Genomic DNA, 20,825 nt, shown 5'->3' with positions numbered 1-20,825 from the left:
CCCCGCCTCTCCCGAACGGGAGAGGCGGGGCCTCACCCCGTTCCGCAAGGAGGAACCCATGGCTGACCCGCAGCGTGCCCGCAAGATGGCGGACCGCATCAAGGAAGTCGTCGCCCGCCGACTCGACAAGGGCTTGCGTGACCCGCGGCTCGGCTTCGTCACGATCACCGACGTTCGAGTCACGGGGGACCTGCAGCACGCGTCGATCTTCTACACCGTGTACGGCTCCGACGAGGAGCGGGCGGACTCCGCCGCGGCGCTGAAGGCCGCGACCGGCATGCTCCGGACCGAGGTCGGCAAGAACATCACGGCGCGGCTCACCCCGTCGCTGGAGTTCATCGCCGACGCCCTGCCGGACACGTCGGCGCACCTCGAGGATCTGCTCGCGCAGGCCCAGATGCGTGACCTGCAGGTCCAGCAGGCGGCGGTCGGTGCGACCTACGCCGGCGATGCCGACCCGTACAAGCACGACGACGACGACGAGGACGGGGACGAGGACGTGGACGGCACAGCGCCGTCCGGGCCCGACGCTCGCGTCTGACACCCGATCGACCACGAGAGCGCCCGCCACCACCCCGGTGGCGGGCGTTCTCGTGTGGCAGGCGCTCTGGCGTGGCAGGCGCACTGGCGCGCGGCGGGCGCTCTGGTGTGGCAGGTGCTCGCACGTGTGCGAGGCCGGAGGCGCCAGGGGGTCAGCCGCGCGGCAGTCGGTAGCCCTCGAGGTCGTCGCCCTCGGCGAGTCCGTCACGCAGCAAGGACGCGAGCGCCCGGTCCCGCTGACCGGCATCCGGCCACACCATCGCGATCTCCGTCGGCGTGACGGGGACGTCGCTCGCCCGCAGTTCGGCCATGATCATCCCGCGGACCTGTCGGTCGCTCCCGGCGAACCGGGACTGCTTCGGCGCGCGCGGTCCGTCGTGCTCCGGGTACCCGGCCGCTCGCCAGGCGCAGCGGTCCGCGATCGGGCAGGCGTCGCAGGCGGGGGACCGCGCGACGCACACGAGTGCTCCGAGCTCCATCACCGCCGCGTTCGTCGCCGCGGCGTCGTCGCGGTCGGCCGGCAGGGTCGCCTCCATCAGCGGCAGGTCCTGCTTGGCCTTCGCCGGCCCGGGCTCGCCCTGGCCGAGGACGGCACGTGCCAGGACACGCCGGACGTTGACGTCGACGACGGGGTGCCGGTCGCCGTACGCGAAGACCGCGACGGCCCGGGCGGTGTAGTCCCCGATCCCGGGGAGGGCCAGGAGGTCGTCGACGTCACGGGGGACGACGTTGCCGTGCCGTTCGGCGATGACCGTCGCGGCCGCGTGCAGGGCGAGGGCCCGTCTCGGGTAGCCGAGCCGGTCCCAGGCACGCACCGCGTCCGCCGGGGGCGACGCCGCGAGGTCCGCGGGGGTCGGCCACCGGGTGAGCCACGCCTCCAGTCGGGGGACGACCCGCGCGACCTGCGTCTGCTGGAGCATGATCTCGCTGACCAGGGTGCCCCAGGCCGGGAAGCCGACACGACGCCAGGGCAGGTCACGAGCCTCCCGGCGGTACCAGGCCAGCAAGGGGGACGAGATCGCCGCAGCCCTGTGGATCGTCGCGTCGTCCACGGACGGACTGGAGGCTCTGCCCACGTTCACCACGACAGCCTACGGTGGTGGCATGGCACGCTGGGCACCGCAGGAGATCGACACCATGGCCGCGATCGCGAGCGAGGTGGTCGCGCAGGTCGGGACGAACCGGACGGTCATCGCCGTCGACGGGCAGGACGGGACCGACCTCGAACACGTCGCGGCGGCGCTCGTCGCGGGCTTCGAGCAGCACGGCGTCCAGGCCATGGCTGCGGCTGCCCCGTCCACCGACGTGGACACGCTGCGGAACGACCTGGTGACCCCGTTCCGCACGACCGGGGCCGGTGAGGGCGTGCTCGTCGTGCACGGCCACGGGCTCCTCGCGCCGAGCACCCGCACCCTGTGGCGGTGGTCCCTGTGGGTCGAGCAGGAGACCGGCCGGCTCGAGCGGCGGGCCGACGTGAAGATCGCCGCCTCCGCGGTGCTCGACGTCACGGACCCGGAGCACCCCCGACGCGAGTGGAACGACGCCTGCTGACTGGCGCCGTGCCGCGATGCCGCTGCTAGTCTCGTCCGGTGCTCGTGACCCCGCCCGACGGCATCCTCCTCGTCGACAAGCCGCAGGGCATCTCGAGCCACCGCGTGGTCTCGATCGCCCGACGACGCCTGGACCTCAAGAAGATCGGACATGCCGGGACCCTGGACCCGATGGCGACCGGGCTCCTGATCCTCGGCGTCGGTCCGTCGACACGCCTCCTGACGCATCTCGTCGGCCTCGGCAAGACCTACACGGCCACCATCCGGCTCGGTGTCGGCACCGATTCGGACGACGCCGACGGTGACCCGATCACGGCCCACGGTGCCCCCGCGGGCACGGTGAGTGACGACGCGATCGAAGCTGCCGTGGCGGCGCTCCGCGGTCCGATCGACCAGGTGCCGTCGACGGTCAGCGCGATCAAGGTCGACGGTCGACGTGCCTACGACCTGGCCCGCAAGGGGGAGGCGGTCACGCTCAAGGCCCGACGTGTGACCGTCGACCGGTTCGACGTGCGGGGCCGAGCCGACCGGGTCGTCTCGGTGGACGGGGCCGACGTCGCCGTGATCGACCTCGACGTCGTCGTCTCGTGCTCGTCCGGTACGTACATCCGTGCGCTCGCCCGCGACGTCGGCGCCGCCCTCGGCACCGGCGCCCACCTCACCGCACTCCGTCGGACCGTCGTCGGCCCGTTCGCGGTCGAGGACGCCGTCGACCTCGAAGACGACGCCGTCGACGTCCGCGCCGCCCTCGCCCGACCGACCGACGTCGCCCGTCGCCTGTTCCCGGTCGTGCAGCTCGACGGCGCCCAGGCGAAGGACCTCGGGGACGGCAAGCGGATCACTGCGGACCACCCCGACACCGACGGCCCGGTCGCGGCGATCGCCACGGGTGCCGACCGGCTCGTCGGCCTCGTCGCCGTCCGGCGTGGACAGCTCCGGGTCATCACGAACTTCCCGACCGCGACAGGAGCGAACACGTGATCGAGTGGTTCATGTGGGTGCAGTTCGGCATCGCGTGCGTCATCGGGCTGGCCGCGGTCGTGCTCGGCCTGATCGGACGGAAGCCGAACGACTACACCGTCGGCGGGCTCGCGCTCGTCGAACTCCTGCTCCTCGCGCAGCTGGTGGTCTCGCTCGTCGCCCCGGCGGTCGGGAACCCGCCGCAGGGCAACGTGCTCGAGTTCTGGGTCTACGCGGTGTCGGTGGTCCTGGTCCCGCCGGCGACGATCGTCTGGGCGCTCGTCGACCGGACGCGCTGGAGCACCGTCGTGCTCGGCGCCGGGGCCTTCACCGCAGCGGTGATGGTGTACCGGATGTACCAGATCTGGTTCGCGCTGAACTGACGCCGGCCCTCCTGTCCGGACGTCCCCGGCGACGTCGTCCGCGGCCCGCTCCCCGTGCTCGGGACGCTGCGACGGTCGGTAGGATCGGTGCAATGGTGATCAAGTCCTCCGCAGGAACCGACCGCCCGGCCCGGGGCCGTCGCACGTCGACCCTGGCGAGCGGTGTCGGACGGGTCCTGATCGCCGTCTACGGCATCCTCGCCCTGGCCGCGACCGGCCGGAGCATCGTGCAGATCGCGGAGAAGTTCTCGTTCGCGCCGTTCTCGTACACGCTCAGCGCCATCGCCGCCGTCGTGTACATCGTCGCCATGGTCGCCCTCATCGTGCCGGGCCGCGCCTGGTACCGGGTCGCCTGCGTGACGATCGTCTTCGAGATGACCGGTGTGCTCGTGATCGGGACGCTCTCACTGCTCGATCGGCAGCTGTTCCCGGACGACACGATCTGGTCGTACTACGGCCTCGGCTACGCATTCGCCCCGCTCGTGCTGCCGATCGCCGGACTCTGGTGGCTCCGCAAGCACCACCGGGCCGCCGCGTCCGTGGCGTCTGCAGAGTGAGGACGGAGGACCTGCGCATGCACTTCTACGACGACGTCGCCGACGTCCCCGACGACTTCGGTCCGAGCGCGGTCACCATCGGCAAGTTCGACGGTGTCCACGTCGGCCACCGCGCCGTCATCGCCCATCTCGAGGACGCCGCACGGGCCCGCGGTCTCGTCTCGACGGTGGTCACGTTCGACCAGCACCCCCTCAACGTCATCGACCCGCTGCGTGTGCCGCCGGCACTGACCAGCACGGCCCAGCGGCGCGAACTCCTCGACGCGGTCGGTGTCGACACGACGCTGCTGCTCCGGTTCGACTCGGCGCTCCAGGCGAAGCCGGCCGAGGCGTTCGTGTCCGAGATCCTCGTCGACACCCTGCACGCGAAGCTCGTCTTCGTCGGCAGCGACTTCCGGTTCGGTGCCCGCGGTGCCGGGGACGTCACCCTGCTCCGACAGCTCGGCGAACGGCACGGCTTCCAGGTCGAGCTCATCGACGACGTGGACCTGGCCGACGACGTCCGGTCGGTGGGGGAGCGACGCGTGTCGTCGACCTGGATCCGCGAACTCCTGTCCGTCGGTCGGGTCGCCGAGGCCGCTCGTCTGCTCGGTCGTGAGCACGCCGTCCGGAGCGTCGTCGTGCACGGCAACCAGCGCGGCCGCGCGATGGGGTACCCGACGGCGAACCTCGCGCCGGCCTGCGAGGGCTTCGTGCCCGCTGACGGCGTCTACGCCGCCCGGGTGCTGCACGACGGTGTGACGTACCCGGCCGCGGTCTCGGTCGGCAACAACCCGACGTTCGAGGGAGTCCCGGCGAAGCAGATCGAAGCCCACCTGCTCGACGTCGACCTCGACCTGTACGACGAGACGATCTCGGTGCTGTTCGTCGCCTACGTCCGGGGCATGGTCGCCTTCCGCGGCATGGACGAACTCGCCGCCCAGATGCGACAGGACGACCTGGACATCCGACTGCTCCTCGGGATGCCCGTCTCCGCCTGATCGTCCGCGCGTGATCGTCCGCGCCTGATCGTCAGCGCCTGGTCTGCTCGGTCCGATCCACACGAGCGCAACGCGAACGCCCCGCGACCGATCTGGTCGCGGGGCGTTCGTCGGTGCAGCTCGTGCTCAGCCGCCGAGCGCGTCGAGCCAGATCTTGCGGGCGTCGAGCGCTTCCTGCGCGTCCTTGATCTTGCGGGCGTCGCCGGTCGCCTGCGCGTCGGCGAGCTCCGACTGCAGTTTGGCGATCGCGTCCTCGAGCTGGCTGGCCAGACCCGTCTGACGGGCCTTGCGCTCCGGGTCGGACTGCTTCCAGTGGGTGTCCTCGAGGCTGCGCACGTGGTCCTCGACCGCACGGATGCGGTCCTCGACGCGACGGACGTCGGCGCGGGGGACCCGTCCGATCTCGTCCCAGCGGCGCTGCACGTCGGTGAGGGCCTTGCGCGCGGCGACCCGGTCCGTGATCTGCAGGATCGGCTCGGCCTCGGTCAGGAGTGCCAGCTTCGCCTCGAGGTTGGCCGAGTACTCCTCGTTCTCGGCCGTGTTCTCGGCATGGCGCTGTTCGAAGAGGACGTCGCCGGCTGCCTTGAAGCGTGCCCAGAGCGTGTCGTCGTGGCGTTTGCCGGCGCGGCCGGCGTTCTTCCACTCGTCGAGCAGCTCCCGGTAGGCCGGGATGGCGTCGGAACCGCGGGGAGCAAGCGCCTCGGCCTGCTGGACCAGCTCCTGCTTGCGCGCCCGGGCGTCACGGTGCTGCGAGTCGAGCTCCGAGTAGAAGGCTCGACGGTGCTGGTCGACCGTGGAGCGGGCGGTGCGGAACCGCTTCCAGAGGTCGTTCGCGTCGTTCTTCGGGATCCGGGGCCCGTCGTGTTGGTGCTGCTGCCACCGGGCGAACACGTCGTCGAGCTGCGCGGTCACCTGCTTCCACTGCGCACGGGCGGGGTCCACCGCGGCGAGTGCCTCGGCCTCTTCCACCAGGGCGGTGCGGTGGGCCAGCGCCTCGGTCAGGGCGGCCTGCGCCTGGGCGGCCTGCTCCTTGGTGAGCGAGCCCACCTGGTCGGTCAGGGCGCCGATGCGGTCCTCGAGCGACTTGATGTCGCCGACGACGCGGGCTTCGGCCACCAGGCTGCGCAGGTGCTCGACGGTGCGGGCGACGTCGTTGGCGGACGCGCCGCCCTTGACGCGCTGTTCCGCGATCTTCACCTGGCCTTCGAGGTCCGCGTACTTGCGGGCGAAGTAGGCCAGCGCCTCTTCCGCGGAGGCGTCGGGGTACTCACCCACGACCCGCTCCGAGTCCTCGTACCGGACGTAGACCGTCCCGTTCTCGTCAACCCGGCCCCAGGTCGTTGCTTCGTCAGATGCCACAGGTCTCGCCTCGATCGTGGTCGTGCATCACCGACGTCACCGTCGGCACGGTCAGGTCGTCAGCCTATTGCACCGCCGCGCCGTACGACGGGCGTGTGCGCTTTCGCTGTGGACTACTTCTGCTCCGCGATGGTCGCGCCGGTGATCTCGGTGGCCACCTTCGGCTCACCGGACCCGTCGGAACCCGCGTCGGCGATGCCCTTCGACGTCACCTTCGACACGAGGTCCGACAGCCCGCTGGTCACCTTGCCGACCACCGTGTAGCCGCCCGTCGACGGGTCGAGCGTGGTGTCGTCCGTCACGATGAAGAACTGCGTCGTCTGGGACGCGGGGGTCGCGCCGCGAGCGATGGCGATCGTGCCCTTCGCGTAGGTGCCGTCGCTCGGCACGTTCTCGAGCGGTCCGTACTGGAACCCGGCGTCGCCCGTGCCGTCGCCGTTCGCCGATCCGCACTGCAGGAAGTGGAAGCCGGTGCTGTCGGCCAGGCGGTGGCACTTCGTGCCCTCGTAGAACTGCTTGCGGATGAGGTCGATCTCGACGCTCGCGGCCTGCGGGGCCTTCGCCCCGTCCAGTTCGATGCCCAGGCGGATGTCCTTGTTCAGCGTGAGCGTGCCGGTCCACGTCGTGCCCTGTGCGATGCGCTTGCTCGGCACGTCGCCGGTGTTGCCGGCGGTCGCGCTGGCCGACGCCGTCGGGGTGGCCGTGGAGGTCGCGCTGGCCGGAGTGGAGGCGCGGTCGTCATCCCGCGTCGACGCGTGCACCAGCTGTGACCCGGTGGCGAGGGCGGCGACGAGGACGAGGGCACCGGCCCCGATGACGTTGTCACGGACACGACGTCGACGCTGACGCTCGTGGAGGCCCTGTCTGGCCTGGTAGAGACGGAGTCGCTCGCGGGCTTCACGGCTCTGGTTCTTCGGTGCCACGGTGCTCTTCTGACCTCTCGTCGCGGTGTCCGACGAGCGTACCGGTTCGCCCGTCACCGGCCCGTCGGTGCTGGCGCTTACGATCGACGCATGGCAACTGACCGGTCGGGGATGAACGCGCCCACGACGGGTGGCCGGACCGGGTTGGCCCAGGGTTCGGTACCGCTGGCCGTCCGCATGCGCCCGACCAGTCTCGACGAGGTGGCCGGTCAGCAGCACCTCCTCGGACGCGGATCGCCGCTCGTGCAGCTGGCGACCGGCTCGCGGGAGAGCCCCGGCGGCGTCTCGGTGATCCTGTGGGGCCCGCCCGGCACCGGCAAGACGACCCTGGCGCAGGCGATCGCCCGGCAGTCCGGCCGTGAGTTCGTCGAGCTGTCCGCGGTGACCGCCGGTGTCAAGGACGTCCGGGAGGTCATGGAGAAGGCCCTGACGCACCGGGACCTCTACGGGGCGACGACGGTCCTGTTCCTCGACGAGATCCACCGGTTCAGCAAGGCGCAGCAGGACGCCCTGCTGCCCGGGGTCGAGAACGGCTGGGTGATCCTCATCGCCGCGACGACCGAGAACCCGTCCTTCTCGGTCATCTCGCCGCTGCTCTCGCGCTCGCTGCTCCTCACGCTCAAGCCGCTGACCGACGCCGACCTCGGCATGCTGGTCGACCGCGCGGTCGAGGACGCCAGGGGCCTGCGTGGTGCGGTGGTCCTCGGTGACGAAGCGCGGGCCGCGATCGTCCGTCTGGCCTCCGGTGACGCCCGCCGGGCCCTCACCGCGCTCGAGGCAGCGGCGGCGTCCGCGGTGGCGGCCCAGGACGACGACGAGCGTGCGGCCGGCACCGCCCCGGTCGTCGACGCCGACACGGTCGCCGCGGCGGTGGACCGAGCACTCCTCCGGTACGACCGGCAGGGCGACGAGCACTACGACGTGATCAGCGCCTTCATCAAGTCGGTGCGGGGGAGTGACGTCGACGCGGCGCTGCACTACCTGGCGCGGATGATCGAGGCCGGCGAGGACCCGCGGTTCATCGCCCGACGGATCATCATCTCGGCGTCCGAGGACATCGGCATGGCGGATCCGCAGGCGTTGCCGATCGCCGTCGCAGCCGCACAGGCCGTGCAGTTGATCGGCATGCCCGAAGGCCGGATCCCGCTCGCCGAGGCCGTCGTCTACCTGGCGACCGCGCCGAAGTCGAACGCGGCGTACAACGGGGTCAACCAGGCCGTCGCCGACGTCAAGGCCGGCCGGATGGGTGTCGTGCCGAACCACCTCCGCGACGCGCACTACGCCGGAGCGAAGCGGCTCGGACACGGCAAGGGGTACGTCTACTCGCACGACGCCGAGCACGGGGTCGCGACGCAGCAGTACCTGCCCGACGCCCTGGACGGCACCGAGTACTACACACCGACCGGCAACGGCTTCGAGCGCGAGATCGGCCCGCGGCTCGACCGGCTCCGCGGGATCATCCGCGGCGACTGACCCCCGGGTGCGACGCGCGGGTGCCGTGAGGGCCACATCGGGACCGGATGCTGCTATCGTTGACGGGCCTACGTCCTGGTCCTCGCGTGCGGCTGCGTCGAGGACACAGTGTCGGACACGTCCTGAACGGACCTGACCGGCACGGGGGCAGAGGTTCGGGCTGTAGCCGCCCGATCCCACAGGCTCATCCCTCTGGATCCCGTCACGGGGTCCGTCGGCGCGTGTGCGCTCCGAGACCCGTGACACCTTCAGTTCAGTACAGAGAAAAGGACCCTGTGTCTACCAAGTCACGCACCCGCAGCAAGACCCGCCTGTCTCGCGCGCTCGGCATCCCGCTGACGCCGAAGGCGGCCCGTTACCTCGAGAAGCGCCCCTACGGCCCCGGTGAGCACGGTCGTACCCGCCGTCGTCAGGACAGCGACTACGCGGTGCGCCTCCGTGAGAAGCAGCGTCTGCGCGCCCAGTACGGCATCCGCGAGAAGCAGCTCCGCATCGTCTTCGAAGAGTCCCGCAAGGCGGCCGGTCTGACCGGTGAGAACCTCGTCGAGACCCTCGAGACGCGTCTGGACGCCCTCGTGCTCCGCGCCGGCTTCGCCCGCACGACCTCGCAGGCCCGCCAGCTGATCGTGCACCGCCACATCCTGGTCGACGGCAAGCTCGTCGACCGCCCCTCCTTCCGCGTCAAGGAGGGCCAGCTGATCCACGTCAAGCAGCGCTCCGAGTCGCTCGAGCCCTTCCAGGTCGCCGCTGCCGGTGGCCACCAGGAAGTCCTCCCGAAGGTCCCGGGCTACCTCGAGGTCGAGATCGACAAGCTCCAGGCCCGCCTGGTCCGTCGCCCGAAGCGCGCCGAGGTCCCCGTGACCTGCGAAGTGCAGCTCGTCGTCGAGTACTACGCAGCCCGCTGATCCCAGCGCCTGTGTGAACGGCGGGTCGTCCTCCTCGGAGGGCGGCCCGCCGTTCTTCGTGCCCGCGCTACGCTTGTCGGACGCACGCCCCGGCGTGCCCGAGAGGGAGGCATCGTGAAGCAGCTGTTCTTCGTCGCCGTCGGCGTGGTGATCGGTTTCGTCGCCGCGCAGCGCGTCAGCCGGACGCCGTCCGCCGCACACCTCCTCGCCCAGGTCGACGCCCGCGCGAAGGCCTTCACGGGCGCGGTGGCCGAGGGGTACCGCTCACGCGGAGCCGAGCTGCGCCCGACCGCCCACACGGACTGACGCAGCCCCGTTCCGGACGCTGGGTCCGCCTGCCGCACCGTCCCACCTGACTCGCTCCGAGCCTCCCGTCCCCGCCACACGCCCTACAGGAAGCACCATGCAGACCGCAGAGATCCGCCGTCGTTGGCTCCAGTTCTTCGGTGACCGCGGCCACACCGTCGTCCCGTCCGCGTCGCTCGTCTCGGACGACCCGTCGCTGCTGTTCACGGTGGCCGGCATGGTGCCGTTCATCCCGTACCTGACCGGGCTCATCCCGGCGCCGTACCCCCGCGCCACGAGCGTCCAGAAGTGCATCCGCACCAACGACATCGAAGAGGTCGGCAAGACCCCGCGGCACGGCACGTTCTTCCAGATGAACGGCAACTTCTCGTTCGGCGACTACTTCAAGGAGCAGGCGATCCAGTACGCCTGGGAGTTCCTGACCGACCCGGAGTCCGACGGCGGGCTCGGCTTCTCGGCGGACGACCTCTGGGTCACCGTCTACGAAGAGGACGACGAGGCGATCGACTTCTGGAAGCGGCACTCGACGCTGCCGGACGACCGCATCCAGCGCCTCGGCAAGGACACGAACTACTGGTCGACGGGGCAGCCCGGTCCGGCCGGCCCCTGCTCGGAGATCTTCTTCGACCGTGGCCCGGCGTACGGCGTCGACGGCGGTCCCGCGACCGACGACGACCGCTACGTCGAGATCTGGAACCTGGTGTTCATGCAGTACCAGATCGCCGACGTGCGGTCGAAGTACGACTTCGAGATCACCGGCGAGCTGCCGAACAAGAACATCGACACCGGCATGGGGCTCGAGCGCGTCGCCTTCATCAAGCAGGGCGTCGACAACATGTACGAGATCGACCAGGTCCGCCCGGTCCTCGACAAGGCGGCCGAGGTCTCGGGCCGCCGCTACGGTGCCGACCACGAGGACGACGTCCGGATGCGCGTCATCGCGGACCACGTCCGTTCGGCGCTCATGCTCATCACCGACGGTGTCTCACCGTCCAACGAGGGTCGTGGCTACATCCTCCGTCGCCTGCTCCGTCGCACCGTGCGCGCGATGCGGCTGCTCGGGGTCGAGGGTGCGACCTTCCCCCAGCTGTTCCCGGCGTCGCGCGACGCCATGCGCGACGCCTACCCCGAGGTCGGCGAGCAGTACGACCGCATCGCCAGGATCGCCTACGCGGAAGAGGAGACGTTCCTCCGCACGCTCGCGCAGGGCACGACGATCCTCGACGTCGCCGTCGACCGCGCCAAGCAGGACGGCCGTCCGTCGATCGGCGGGGACACCGCCTTCCTGCTGCACGACACGTTCGGCTTCCCGATCGACCTGACCATGGAGATGGCCGAGGAGGCGGGCGTCCACGTCGACCGTTCCGCGTTCGAGACGCTCATGTCGGAGCAGCGCTCGCGTGCCAAGGCCGATGCGAAGAGCAAGAAGACCGCCCTCGCCGACCTCAGCGTCTACAGCGCGTTCCGTGCCGCGGGGGAGACCGTCTTCCTCGGCTACGACGCCCTGCAGGCCGAGAGCCGGGTCCTCGGCCTCATCGTCGACGGCCGGAGCGTCGACCGCGCGGTCGTCGGCGACATCGCCGAGGTCATCCTCGGCGAGACCTCGCTCTACGCCGAGTCCGGTGGCCAGGACGCCGACCAGGGGGCGATCGTCGGCAACGGCTTCGACCTCGAGGTGCTCGACGTGCAGCGTCCGGTGCCCGGCCTCTGGAGCCACACCGTCCAGGTGCGCTCCGGCGAGGTCGGTGTCGGTGACCCGGCGACGACCCTGGTCGACGCCGAGTACCGCCGTGGTGCGACCCAGGCCCACTCGGCCACGCACCTGGTGAACGCGGCGCTCCGCGACGTCCTCGGCCCCGAGGCACTGCAGGCCGGCTCGTACAACAAGGCCGGCTACATGCGCCTCGACTTCTCGTGGAGCCAGCCGGTGTCGCTCGAGACCCGCTCCGAGATCGAGGAGGTCGTGAACACCGCGATCCGCTCCGACCTCGAGGTCTCCACGCGCATCCTGCCGATCGACGACGCCAAGGCCCTCGGGGCCCAGGCGCTGTTCGGCGAGAAGTACGGTGCCGAGGTCCGCATGGTCGACATCGGCGGCCCCTGGTCCCGTGAACTCTGCGGTGGCATCCACGTTGCCTCCAGCGCCCAGGTCGGCCTCGTCAACCTCGTCGGCGAGTCCAGCGTCGGGTCGACCAACCGCCGTGTCGAGGCGCTCGTCGGCCTCGAGGGCTTCCGCGAGCTCGCCGTCGAGCGGACCATCGTGTCCCAGCTCTCGAGCGCACTCAAGGCGCCGCGTGACGACCTCCCGGGCCGTGTGCAGTCGCTGCTCGAGGACCTGAAGACGGCCCAGAAGCGCATCGCCGAGTTCGAGTCGGCGAACCTGCAGCAGCGCGTGCCGGCGATCGCCCGGACCGCCGAGCGCGTGGGTGCCGTGGCGCTCGTCGCACAGGTGGTCGACGGGCTGTCCTCCGGCGACGACCTCCGTGCCCTCGCCACCGGTGTCCGGGGCCAGCTCGGCTCCGACGCCGCCGTGGTCGTGCTCGGTGCAGTCGTCGGCGGCAAGCCGGTCGTCATCGTCGCGACCAACGACGCCGCCCGTTCCGCCGGTGTCCAGGCGGGGCCGCTCGCCAAGGAGGCCGCCGGTGTCCTCGGCGGTGGCGGCGGCGGCAAGCCGGACCTCGCGCAGGGCGGTGGCACCGACGCGTCGGCGCTTCCCGCGGCCCTCCGCGCCGTGTCCGACCGCATCGCGGCCTGACGGTGGCGGTCCGCTCCGGGCGCCGGCTCGGCATCGACGTCGGCCGCGCCCGGATCGGGGTGGCGGTGTGCGACCGCGACGGGCTCCTCGCCACCCCGGTCGAGACCGTCCGTCGGGACGACTCGGCCGACCTCCGGCGGATCCTGGCGATCGCGGAGGAGTACGACGTCCTCGAGATCGTCGTCGGGCTCCCGCTCTCGATGTCCGGTGGGGACACCCCCTCCACGACCGACGCCCGGGACTTCGCCGCCCGGATCGCGGCGCACCGGCCGGTCCGGCTCGTCGATGAGCGACTCTCGACGGTCACGGCGCAGCGCGGGCTCCACCAGGCGGGGAAGAACACGAAGAAGTCGCGGGCCGTGATCGACCAAGCGGCCGCTGTTATCATTCTGCAACATGCGCTCGACCACGAGCGCGCAGCCGGCGCCCCACCCGGGGCCGAACTCCCCTGACAGCTGCCCTCCCGGACCCGCCCCAGCGGACCGGAGCCGCGCGGGGTTCCCGACCGAGAGACCGAGGACCGTTGGCAGACGATCTGGACTGGAACGCGATCATCGCGACCGGCAGCGACGCCGAACGCCGTGACCGCACGGGGACCCGCCGAGGCGAGGGACCCACCGAGACGCCCACGGACGACCCGCCGCTGTCGCGTCGGGAAGCCCGTGCTGCGCGTGCACGAGCCGCAGCGGCGGCATCGGCCGACGACGCCGTCGATCCGACCGCCGCCCGACCCGACGACGACGGGGACCAGCGTCCCGACGCTGCCGAGAGGCCCGCCCCCCGTCCCGGCGTCGGCGCCGCTCCCACAGGCGACGACGTCCACCCCGACGTGCACGCCCTCCTCGGCGGCTCGCTGCACAGCGGTCCGGTCCCCGGCACCGCGGCACCGGCCGACGGCGGCCCGGCCGACGGTGGCCCGGCCGACGACCTCGACGACGACCACGGGCAGCAGCCCCGACGACGCGGCACCTGGCAGGGCGTCGGCGGCGGAACGCCTCTCCCGGACGGCACCGAGCGGGTCGGCGACGGCCCGGACGGCGACCCCGTGGACGGCGACGCCCCGGCGAGCACGAGTGGTGCCGGTGACACCGGCGGCGGGAGTGGCCTCGGTGGCGACGGTGGCGGGCGACGTGGCGGACGTGGGGGAGCCTCCCGACCGCCGCGCGACGAGCGTCCGCCGCGCCGCAAGGGGCCTCTCATCGCCGGGATCGTCATCGTGGCGATCGTGGTCGCCGGCGGTGCGGTCGCCTACAACTTCGCGGCGCCGAAGATCCAGGCCATCGCCAGCGCGATCTCGGGGTCGCAGGAGAGCGACGACTACACCGGCGACGGCACCTCGAAGGTGACGATCACGATCAAGGACGGTGACATCGGCGAGGACGTCGCCGCGACGCTGCAGCGGAGCGGCGTGGTGAAGACCTCGAAGGTCTTCTACCAGCTCCTGCTCTCGTCGCCGAACGTGCAGTTCCAGCCCGGCTCGTACTCGCTGAAGAAGAAGATGAGCTCGAAGGCGGCGCTGACGGCGCTGCAGGACAAGGCCAACCGGGTCGAGGACCCGTCGATCGTGATCCCCGAGGGCACGGCGCTGCAGGACATCGAGGCCGGCATGGTCTCGAAGGCCGGGCTGAGCAAGGCCGACGTCGAGGCTGCAGCGAAGGACGTCTCCGCGTACGGCCTGCCGTCCGGTGTGACCACGCTCGAGGGCTGGCTGTTCCCGGCCACCTACCCGATCAACCCGAAGTGGACGGCGCAGCAGTACTTCCAGACCATGGTCGACACCATGAAGCAGCACCTGGAGACCGCCGGTGTCGCCGCCGCCGATCAGGAGCGCGTCGTCGTGTTCGCGTCGCTCGTGCAGAAGGAAGCCGGCCTCGCAGCCGACTACCCGAAGGTCGCGCGGGTCTTCCAGAACCGACTCGACGACGGCATGCTCCTGCAGTCCGACGCGACGGTGGCGTACGGCACGGGCAACACGCACCGTGTGACGACGACGGACGCCGAACGTGCGGACGGGTCCAACCCGTACAACACCTACCAGCACGAGGGGCTGCCGCCCGCACCGATCTCCAACCCGGGCGACCTCGCCATCAACGCGGTGACGAAGATGGCGACCGGCAACTGGCACTACTTCGTGACGGTCGACCTCGAGAGCGGTGAGACCGTGTTCTCGGACACGCTCGCGCAGCACGAGCAGGCCGTGCAGCGGTTCCAGGCCTGGCTGCGCGCCCACCCCGCCTACCAGTAGTCGGTCGGACCCCCAGCAGGACCTCGCGCGACGGGCGGCGGTCGGTGCACCTCGCGGTACACCGGCCGCCGCCCGTCGCTGTGGGAGGATGTCGTCATGCTTCGTTGGTTGACCGCTGGTGAGTCCCACGGACCCGAACTGATCGCCATGATGGAAGGCCTCCCGGCCGGCGTCCCGGTGTCGTACGAGTCCATCCGCGCCGACCTCGCGCGCCGCAAGCTCGGCTACGGGCGTGGCTCGCGCATGAAGTTCGAGCAGGACGAGCTCCACCTGTCCGGCGGCGTCCGACACGGCCTCTCGATGGGCAGCCCCATCGCGATCCGCATCGGCAACACCGAATGGCCGAAGTGGGTCGAGGTGATGAACCCCGAGCCCGTCGAGCAGACCGACGCGTCGCGTGGCCGAGGTGCGCCGTTGACCCGCCCGCGGCCCGGGCACGCCGACCTCGTCGGCATGCAGAAGTACGGCTTCGACGAGGCCCGGCCGATCCTCGAGCGCGCGTCCGCCCGTGAGACCGCCGCGCGGGTCGCCCTCGGCGCCGTCGCGAAGTCCTTCCTCGCCGAACTCGGCATGACCTCGGTGGCGCACACCCTGCAGGTCGGGACCGTCCGGGTGCCGGACGACGCCGCACTGCCCGTGCCCGAGGACGTCGACCGCCTCGACGACGACCAGCTGCGCTGCTTCGACCCCGCGACCTCCGAGCGCATGGTGACCGAGGTCGAGGCGGCCAAGAAGGACGGCGACACCCTGGGCGGCGTCGTCGAGGTCCTGTTCTACGGCGTCCCACCGGGGCTCGGCTCGCACGTGCAGTGGGACCGTCGTCTCGACGCCCGACTGGCGGCGGCGATCATGGGGATCCAGGCGATCAAGGGCGTCGAGGTCGGGGACGGCTTCGCGACCGCGGCCCGACGTGGCTCAGCCGCCCACGACGAACTCCAGCGTGAGGACGGCGAGATCGTCCGGAGGACCGACCGCGCCGGCGGGACCGAGGGCGGCATGTCCACGGGCACCGTGCTCCGCGTCCGTGCCGCGATGAAGCCGATCGCCACCGTGCCGCACGCCCTGCAGACCATCGACGTCGCCACCGGCGAGGACGCGGCCGCACACCACCAGCGCTCGGACGTCTGCGCGGTGCCGGCATCCGGGGTCGTGGCAGAGGCGATGGTGGCACTCGTGCTCGCCGACGCCGTGCTCGAGAAGTTCGGTGGCGACAGCGTCGCCGAGACCAAGCGCAACCTCGAGGGCTACCTCGCCGCGATCCCGGACACGCTCCGGACGCGTCGCACCGAGTCGTCCGCGCAGACCGCCGCCTGGTGACCGGGGCCGACGTCCCGCCCGGGGCAGTCCAGGCCGGGGCCGCGGTCCCGCCCGTCGTCGTGATCGGGCCGATGGGTGCCGGCAAGTCGAGCGTCGGGCGTCGGGTCGCGAAGGCCCTGGGCGTGCCGTTCACCGACACCGACCGGGTGATCGCACGCGAACACGGTCCGATCCCGCAGCTCTTCGCCGAGCGCGGCGAGCCGGCCTTCCGGGAACTCGAGGCCGCGGCGGTCCGTCGCGCCGTGCAGATCGGCGGCGTCGTCTCGGTCGGCGGGGGAGCGGTGATGCACCCGGAGACCCGCGCCGCGATGGCGGGCGCGCACGTCGTGCTCCTCACCGTCACGGCCGAGGCGGTCGCCGCACGGATCGTCGGCAGCGACCGCCCACTCATCGCCTCGGGTGGCATCGACGCCTGGCAGACGATCCTGGACGAGCGGGCGGCGACGTACGCCGCGCTCGCCCACGTGGTGTTCGACACCTCGCGCCGACCCATGTCCCGGGTCGCCGACGACGTCGTCACCTGGGTCCGCGACAGCGCACCCGCCGGCACCCGCACTCCACCTCCCCCCACCTCCGACGAAGGAGCACCGTGACCGAGTCGACCCTGCCCGAGGGCACCACCGAGATCCGCGTCGGCGGCCAGGACGGCTACGTCGTCGCGGTCGGCAACGGCCTGCTCGCGTCGGTCCCCGCCCTGCTCGGTCCGCGAGTGGCGAAGGTCCTCATCGTGCACGCCCCGACCCTGGGTGCCCGCGCCGAGGACCTCCGTCAGCTGCTCGTCGGCGCGGGGCTCGAGGCCCTCATCGCCGAGGTGCCCGACGCCGAGGCCGCGAAGCGGATCGAGGTCGCCTCATTCTGCTGGCAGGTCATGGGGCAGTCGGACTTCACCCGCACCGACGCCGTGATCGGCCTCGGCGGCGGTGCCGTCACCGACCTCGCCGGCTTCGTCGCCGCGACCTGGCTGCGCGGTGTGCCGTACCTGCCGATGCCGACGACGGTCCTCGGGCTGGTCGACGCGAGCGTCGGTGGCAAGACCGGCATCAACACGAACGAGGGCAAGAACCTGGTCGGGGCCTTCGCCGCCCCGCGCGCCGTGGTCGGTGACCTGGACCTGCTCCGCACCCTGCCACGGAACGAGATCCTGGCGGGCTTCGCCGAGATCGTGAAGGCCGGGTTCATCGCCGTGCCGGAGATCCTCGACGTGATCGAGGCGGACGTCGACCGCGTGACCGACCCGACGAAGCCGGAGTTCCGCCGCGTGGTCGAACTCGCGATCGAGCTGAAGGCCCAGGTCGTGTCCGAGGACTTCACCGAGCAGGGCCGCCGCGAGGTGCTCAACTACGGGCACACCCTCGGCCACGCCATCGAGCACGCCGAGCGGTACCAGTGGCGACACGGTGCGGCGGTGGCGGTCGGCATGGTGTTCGCCGCCGAGCTGGCACGCCTCACCGGGCACCTGGACGACGCCACGGTCGACCGGCACCGCTCGATCCTGGATTCGCTGTCGCTCCCGACGACCTACCCGCTCGGCCGGTGGCAGAGCCTCCTGGCGACGATGCGCCGCGACAAGAAGGCCCGCGCCGGCATGCTCCGGTTCATCATCCTCGATGCTGTCGGCAAGCCGGTGACGCTCGAGGGTCCCGAGGACCACCTCCTCTTCACCGCCTACCAGGAGGTGGGTGCCTGAGGGCTGTACCCCGGTCGGCCCCAGGCCCGCGGAGCAGACTGACGGCGTGCCGAATCCGCCCCGCCTCAGCGACTTCTCCACCCAGCAGCGCCAGGAGCCCTCGGGTCTCCGCAGCCGCGGCCGCCGCTTCACCGAGGTGCTCGGGATCGCCCGACGACACGCGCTGCTGCCGTTCCGTCGGTTGGACTTCTCCCGGGACCCGGCCACCGCTGACCTGCGCCGTGACCAGGCGGACCACCTGCGCCGGGCACTGGAGGAAGCGGGCGGCGGTTTCGTGAAGATGGGCCAACTCCTGTCCACGCGCGACGACCTGCTGCCCGAGGAGTGGACCGAGGGTCTCGCGCACCTGCAGCGGGGCGTCCGTCCCGCGGACCCGGTCGAGGTCGCGACGTTGCTCGAGGCCGAGCTCGGCGCGCCGGTGTCCGAGGTGTTCGCGTCGTTCGACCCGGAACCGGTCGCCGCGGCCTCGATCGCGCAGGTGCACCGCGCCCGGCTCACCGACGGCACCGCGGTGGCCGTGAAGGTCCAGCGCCCCGGCATCGACGCAGCCGTCCGGCGGGACGTCGACATCGCGCTCCGCGTCGTGCGGTTCCTCACCCGGACCTCCGCCCAGGCAAGACAGCTCGGGGTGGTGCAGGTCGCCGAGCAGTACGGTGCGGACCTGATCCGCCAGGTGGACTTCTCGGCCGAACTCCGCAACCTCGAGTCCCTCCGCGCCGCCCAGGCCCGCAGCGCCCGACCCGACGAGGTCCGGTTCCCGGAGCCGTACCGCGACCTGTCCAGCCGTCGCGTGCTCGTGATGGAGTTCCTCGAGGGGGACACGCTCAGCGCCATCCGGGCCGAGCGCTCGGACCGTGACCTCGACGAGCCGATGCGGGCGATCCTGCGGTCGTTCCTGCGCCAGGTCGTCTTCGACGGGGTCTACCACGCGGACCTGCACCCGGGGAACGTCCTGGTGCTGCCCGACGGTCGGCCCGCCCTCATCGACTTCGGCTCGGTCGGGAGGCTCGACCCGAGTCTCCGGGACACGGTCCAGGAACTCCTCGCCGCCTACCTGCAGGACGACACCTCGCGCATCGCCGACGCGGTGCTCCGGATGGCCCCGGTCCGCAACGCCGAGGACGAGTCCGACTTCCGTCGGGACATGGCCCGTTTCGTCGCGGAGGAGCTCGGTCCGGGCGCACGGATCGGGGTCGAGACGGTCGACGACGCCGTCGCGGTGTTTGGGCGGTACCGCCTCCGTGCGCCGGCGGACTTCGTGGCGGCGGCCCGAGCCCTGGCGATCTTCGAGGGCACGCTCCGCACGCTGACCCCGTCGTTCGACCTGCTCGAGGAGTCGCGCGGCCTGGCTGCGGAGCAGATCCGCGACCAGCTCCGTCCGGCCGCGATCCGGAACGTGCTGGTGCGCGAACTGTTCGGCCTCGTCACCTCGGCACGTCGGCTCCCACGACGCATCGACAAGATCACCGAGGCGGTCGAGGCCGGCCGTCTGTCGGTGAAGATCCGCCTGCTCAGCGATCGACGGGACCGGCAGACGGTGTCGGGCATGATCCGTCGGGTGCTGCTCGTGCTCCTGGGAGCCGGGTCGGGCCTCCTGGCCGTGGTGTACCTGGCGACGCCCGCGCGACCGACCGCGGTGATCAGCACGCTCGTGGCCGGCGCCCTGCTCGGCGGCACCTGCGTCGTCCTGCTCGCCTGGGCAGCGATCGACGCCTGGCTCGCGCGCCGACGGCAGTAGCCCGTCCGCTACACTCGTCCGGGGCTCCACGAGCCCGGACTCCTTCACAACACCATCGAACGGAAGACCAATGGCGAGTACCACTGACATCAAGAACGGCGCCGTTCTCATCATCGACGGGCAGCTCTGGTCGGTCGTCGAGTTCCAGCACGTGAAGCCGGGCAAGGGCGGCGCCTTCGTGCGCACCAAGCTCAAGCAGGTCGTCTCCGGCAAGGTCGTCGACCGCACCTTCAACGCGGGCGCGAAGATCGAGACCGCGGTGGTGGACCGTCGCGACTTCCAGTACCTCTACGAGGACGGCGACTCGTACGTCTTCATGGACCAGGACACCTACGACCAGGTCAACGTCCCGGCGGCCGTCGTCGGTGACGCGCGCAACTTCCTGCTCGAGTCCGCGCAGGTCACCATCGCGATGAACGAGGGCAACCCGCTCTACGTCGAGCTCCCGACCTCGATCGTCACCACGATCGAGACCGAGCCGGGCCTGCAGGGTGACCGCTCCTCCGGCGGCACCAAGCCGGCGACGATCGTCACGGGCTACCAGATCCAGGTCCCGCTGTTCCTCGAGAGCGGCACGAAGGTCAAGGTCGACACGCGTGACGGCAACTACCTCGGCCGCGTCAACGACTAGGCGCTGACCGGATGAGTGCTCGTTCCAAGGCGCGGAAGCGCGCCCTCGACATGCTCTACGTGGCCGAGGTGCGCGAGCTGCCGATCGCGGACGTCCTGGCGACCGAGACGGTCCGCCACCTCGACCAGCCGGAGCGTGCCTCCAGCTGGGACTACGCGCGGCAGATCGTCACGGGCATCGACGAGGCCCGGTACGAGATCGACGGCGTGATCGCCGACCACGCGCAGGGCTGGTCGATCGCGCGTATGCCCGTGCTCGACCGCTGCATCCTGCGCATGGGGGTCTGGGAGCTCCGGTTCAACCCGGAGGTCCCCGACGCGGTCGCGATCGCCGAAGCCGTCGAGCTCGCGCAGTCGCTCTCCACGGACGACTCGGCCGGCTTCGTGAACGGTGTCCTCGGCGCCGTCGCGGGCGGCCGCGGACCGTCCGGTCGGACTGTCGCGGAGGACCAGGAGTCCCGCTAGGCTCGAAGCCGTCAGCATCCTTGAAGCCGTCCAGAGAGACGGGAGCCGTCCA

The 20,825-nt window shown here is 71.4% G+C and carries 21 protein-coding genes; 18 read left to right on the top strand and 3 right to left on the bottom strand.

Annotated elements, in window-relative coordinates:
• The first annotated feature begins 58 nt into the window (after positions 1 to 58).
• Positions 59 to 541, top strand: coding sequence for a 30S ribosome-binding factor RbfA (rbfA, locus tag DEJ33_RS03315; protein ID WP_111194266.1), 483 nt, complete (start codon positions 59 to 61; stop codon positions 539 to 541).
• 151 nt (positions 542 to 692) lie between these two features.
• Here the strand turns inward: rbfA and DEJ33_RS03310 are convergent, their stop codons facing one another.
• Positions 693 to 1,592 carry an A/G-specific adenine glycosylase gene (locus tag DEJ33_RS03310; RefSeq protein ID WP_375334687.1) on the bottom strand — a complete coding sequence of 300 codons (900 nt, stop codon included), beginning with the start codon at positions 1,590 to 1,592 and terminating at the stop codon, positions 693 to 695.
• A 52-nt stretch (positions 1,593 to 1,644) separates the two neighbouring features.
• Here DEJ33_RS03310 and DEJ33_RS03305 point away from each other — a divergent pair, with 52 nt between their 5' ends.
• From DEJ33_RS03305 to DEJ33_RS03285, 5 genes are all read left to right on the top strand, one after another.
• Positions 1,645 to 2,091 carry a hypothetical protein gene (locus DEJ33_RS03305; RefSeq protein ID WP_111077241.1) on the top strand — a complete coding sequence of 149 codons (447 nt, stop codon included), beginning with the start codon at positions 1,645 to 1,647 and terminating at the stop codon, positions 2,089 to 2,091.
• Between the two features lie 38 nt (positions 2,092 to 2,129).
• Positions 2,130 to 3,071, top strand: coding sequence for a tRNA pseudouridine(55) synthase TruB (gene truB / locus DEJ33_RS03300; protein ID WP_111077240.1), 942 nt, complete (start codon positions 2,130 to 2,132; stop codon positions 3,069 to 3,071).
• A complete protein-coding gene (locus DEJ33_RS03295) occupies positions 3,068 to 3,433 on the top strand; it encodes a hypothetical protein (RefSeq protein WP_111077239.1) in 366 nt (121 codons plus the stop codon). Before truB ends, DEJ33_RS03295 begins: the two co-directional genes overlap by 4 nt.
• 92 nt (positions 3,434 to 3,525) lie before the next feature.
• Entirely contained in the window at positions 3,526 to 3,990 is a 465-nt protein-coding gene (locus tag DEJ33_RS03290) for a hypothetical protein (RefSeq protein ID WP_111077238.1), read from the top strand.
• A gap of 17 nt (positions 3,991 to 4,007) precedes the next feature.
• A complete protein-coding gene (locus DEJ33_RS03285; protein WP_110902172.1) occupies positions 4,008 to 4,970 on the top strand; it encodes a bifunctional riboflavin kinase/FAD synthetase in 963 nt (320 codons plus the stop codon).
• A 126-nt stretch (positions 4,971 to 5,096) separates the two neighbouring features.
• On the opposite strand, the gene DEJ33_RS03280 is transcribed toward DEJ33_RS03285, so the two are convergent.
• Both DEJ33_RS03280 and DEJ33_RS03275 read right to left on the bottom strand, forming a co-directional pair.
• Positions 5,097 to 6,329 carry a DUF349 domain-containing protein gene (locus tag DEJ33_RS03280; protein ID WP_111077237.1) on the bottom strand — a complete coding sequence of 411 codons (1,233 nt, stop codon included), beginning with the start codon at positions 6,327 to 6,329 and terminating at the stop codon, positions 5,097 to 5,099.
• Between the two features lie 113 nt (positions 6,330 to 6,442).
• On the bottom strand, positions 6,443 to 7,252 hold the full coding sequence (locus DEJ33_RS03275) for a peptidylprolyl isomerase (protein ID WP_111077362.1): 810 nt from the start codon (positions 7,250 to 7,252) through the stop codon (positions 6,443 to 6,445).
• Between the two features lie 90 nt (positions 7,253 to 7,342).
• Here DEJ33_RS03275 and DEJ33_RS03270 point away from each other — a divergent pair, with 90 nt between their 5' ends.
• The 12 genes from DEJ33_RS03270 to nusB all read left to right on the top strand — a co-directional run bounded on the left by DEJ33_RS03270 (position 7,343) and on the right by nusB (position 20,773).
• The gene (locus tag DEJ33_RS03270) at positions 7,343 to 8,725 is read left to right on the top strand and encodes a replication-associated recombination protein A (protein ID WP_375334686.1); all 1,383 of its coding nucleotides are present in this window, start codon (positions 7,343 to 7,345) and stop codon (positions 8,723 to 8,725) included.
• Positions 8,726 to 9,000: 275 nt separating this feature from the next.
• The gene (rpsD, locus tag DEJ33_RS03265; protein ID WP_110902175.1) at positions 9,001 to 9,630 is read left to right on the top strand and encodes a 30S ribosomal protein S4; all 630 of its coding nucleotides are present in this window, start codon (positions 9,001 to 9,003) and stop codon (positions 9,628 to 9,630) included.
• 114 nt (positions 9,631 to 9,744) lie between these two features.
• Positions 9,745 to 9,936 (top strand): hypothetical protein, encoded by a 192-nt coding sequence (locus tag DEJ33_RS03260; RefSeq protein WP_111194265.1) that lies wholly within the window; start codon positions 9,745 to 9,747, stop codon positions 9,934 to 9,936.
• Positions 9,937 to 10,033: 97 nt separating this feature from the next.
• The gene (gene alaS, locus DEJ33_RS03255) at positions 10,034 to 12,691 is read left to right on the top strand and encodes an alanine--tRNA ligase (RefSeq protein WP_111077234.1); all 2,658 of its coding nucleotides are present in this window, start codon (positions 10,034 to 10,036) and stop codon (positions 12,689 to 12,691) included.
• 2 nt (positions 12,692 to 12,693) lie between these two features.
• Entirely contained in the window at positions 12,694 to 13,143 is a 450-nt protein-coding gene (gene ruvX, locus DEJ33_RS03250; RefSeq protein WP_111043763.1) for a Holliday junction resolvase RuvX, read from the top strand.
• 71 nt (positions 13,144 to 13,214) lie between these two features.
• The gene (mltG, locus tag DEJ33_RS03245) at positions 13,215 to 14,936 is read left to right on the top strand and encodes an endolytic transglycosylase MltG (protein WP_111194264.1); all 1,722 of its coding nucleotides are present in this window, start codon (positions 13,215 to 13,217) and stop codon (positions 14,934 to 14,936) included.
• A gap of 96 nt (positions 14,937 to 15,032) precedes the next feature.
• Positions 15,033 to 16,253, top strand: coding sequence for a chorismate synthase (aroC, locus tag DEJ33_RS03240; RefSeq protein WP_111194263.1), 1,221 nt, complete (start codon positions 15,033 to 15,035; stop codon positions 16,251 to 16,253).
• A gap of 71 nt (positions 16,254 to 16,324) precedes the next feature.
• Positions 16,325 to 16,846 carry a shikimate kinase gene (locus DEJ33_RS03235; protein ID WP_111194300.1) on the top strand — a complete coding sequence of 174 codons (522 nt, stop codon included), beginning with the start codon at positions 16,325 to 16,327 and terminating at the stop codon, positions 16,844 to 16,846.
• Positions 16,843 to 17,940, top strand: coding sequence for a 3-dehydroquinate synthase (gene aroB / locus DEJ33_RS03230; RefSeq protein WP_375342137.1), 1,098 nt, complete (start codon positions 16,843 to 16,845; stop codon positions 17,938 to 17,940). The genes DEJ33_RS03235 and aroB overlap by 4 nt, the downstream gene beginning before the upstream one ends.
• A gap of 46 nt (positions 17,941 to 17,986) precedes the next feature.
• Positions 17,987 to 19,678 carry an AarF/ABC1/UbiB kinase family protein gene (locus DEJ33_RS03225; RefSeq protein WP_111194262.1) on the top strand — a complete coding sequence of 564 codons (1,692 nt, stop codon included), beginning with the start codon at positions 17,987 to 17,989 and terminating at the stop codon, positions 19,676 to 19,678.
• Positions 19,679 to 19,748: 70 nt separating this feature from the next.
• Positions 19,749 to 20,309, top strand: a complete 561-nt coding sequence (efp, locus tag DEJ33_RS03220; RefSeq protein ID WP_110902182.1) for an elongation factor P — start codon at positions 19,749 to 19,751, stop codon at positions 20,307 to 20,309.
• 11 nt (positions 20,310 to 20,320) lie between these two features.
• Positions 20,321 to 20,773, top strand: a complete 453-nt coding sequence (gene nusB / locus DEJ33_RS03215) for a transcription antitermination factor NusB (protein WP_111043760.1) — start codon at positions 20,321 to 20,323, stop codon at positions 20,771 to 20,773.
• Positions 20,774 to 20,825 lie beyond the last annotated feature (52 nt).

It is taken from the genome of Curtobacterium sp. MCPF17_047, assembly GCF_003234045.1.
GTDB lineage: Bacteria > Actinomycetota > Actinomycetes > Actinomycetales > Microbacteriaceae > Curtobacterium.
This window is presented reverse-complemented; position numbering and strand designations above follow the sequence as displayed.

Coding starts and splice junctions, on each gene's coding strand:
- rbfA (WP_111194266.1), top strand. CDS start 59: ATGGCTGACCCGCAGCGTGCCCGCAAGATGGCGGACCGCATCAAGGAA.
- DEJ33_RS03305 (WP_111077241.1), top strand. CDS start 1,645: ATGGCACGCTGGGCACCGCAGGAGATCGACACCATGGCCGCGATCGCG.
- DEJ33_RS03290 (WP_111077238.1), top strand. CDS start 3,526: ATGGTGATCAAGTCCTCCGCAGGAACCGACCGCCCGGCCCGGGGCCGT.
- DEJ33_RS03285 (WP_110902172.1), top strand. CDS start 4,008: ATGCACTTCTACGACGACGTCGCCGACGTCCCCGACGACTTCGGTCCG.
- DEJ33_RS03270 (WP_375334686.1), top strand. CDS start 7,343: ATGGCAACTGACCGGTCGGGGATGAACGCGCCCACGACGGGTGGCCGG.
- alaS (WP_111077234.1), top strand. CDS start 10,034: ATGCAGACCGCAGAGATCCGCCGTCGTTGGCTCCAGTTCTTCGGTGAC.
- aroC (WP_111194263.1), top strand. CDS start 15,033: ATGCTTCGTTGGTTGACCGCTGGTGAGTCCCACGGACCCGAACTGATC.
- DEJ33_RS03235 (WP_111194300.1), top strand. CDS start 16,325: ATGGGTGCCGGCAAGTCGAGCGTCGGGCGTCGGGTCGCGAAGGCCCTG.
- efp (WP_110902182.1), top strand. CDS start 19,749: ATGGCGAGTACCACTGACATCAAGAACGGCGCCGTTCTCATCATCGAC.
- nusB (WP_111043760.1), top strand. CDS start 20,321: ATGAGTGCTCGTTCCAAGGCGCGGAAGCGCGCCCTCGACATGCTCTAC.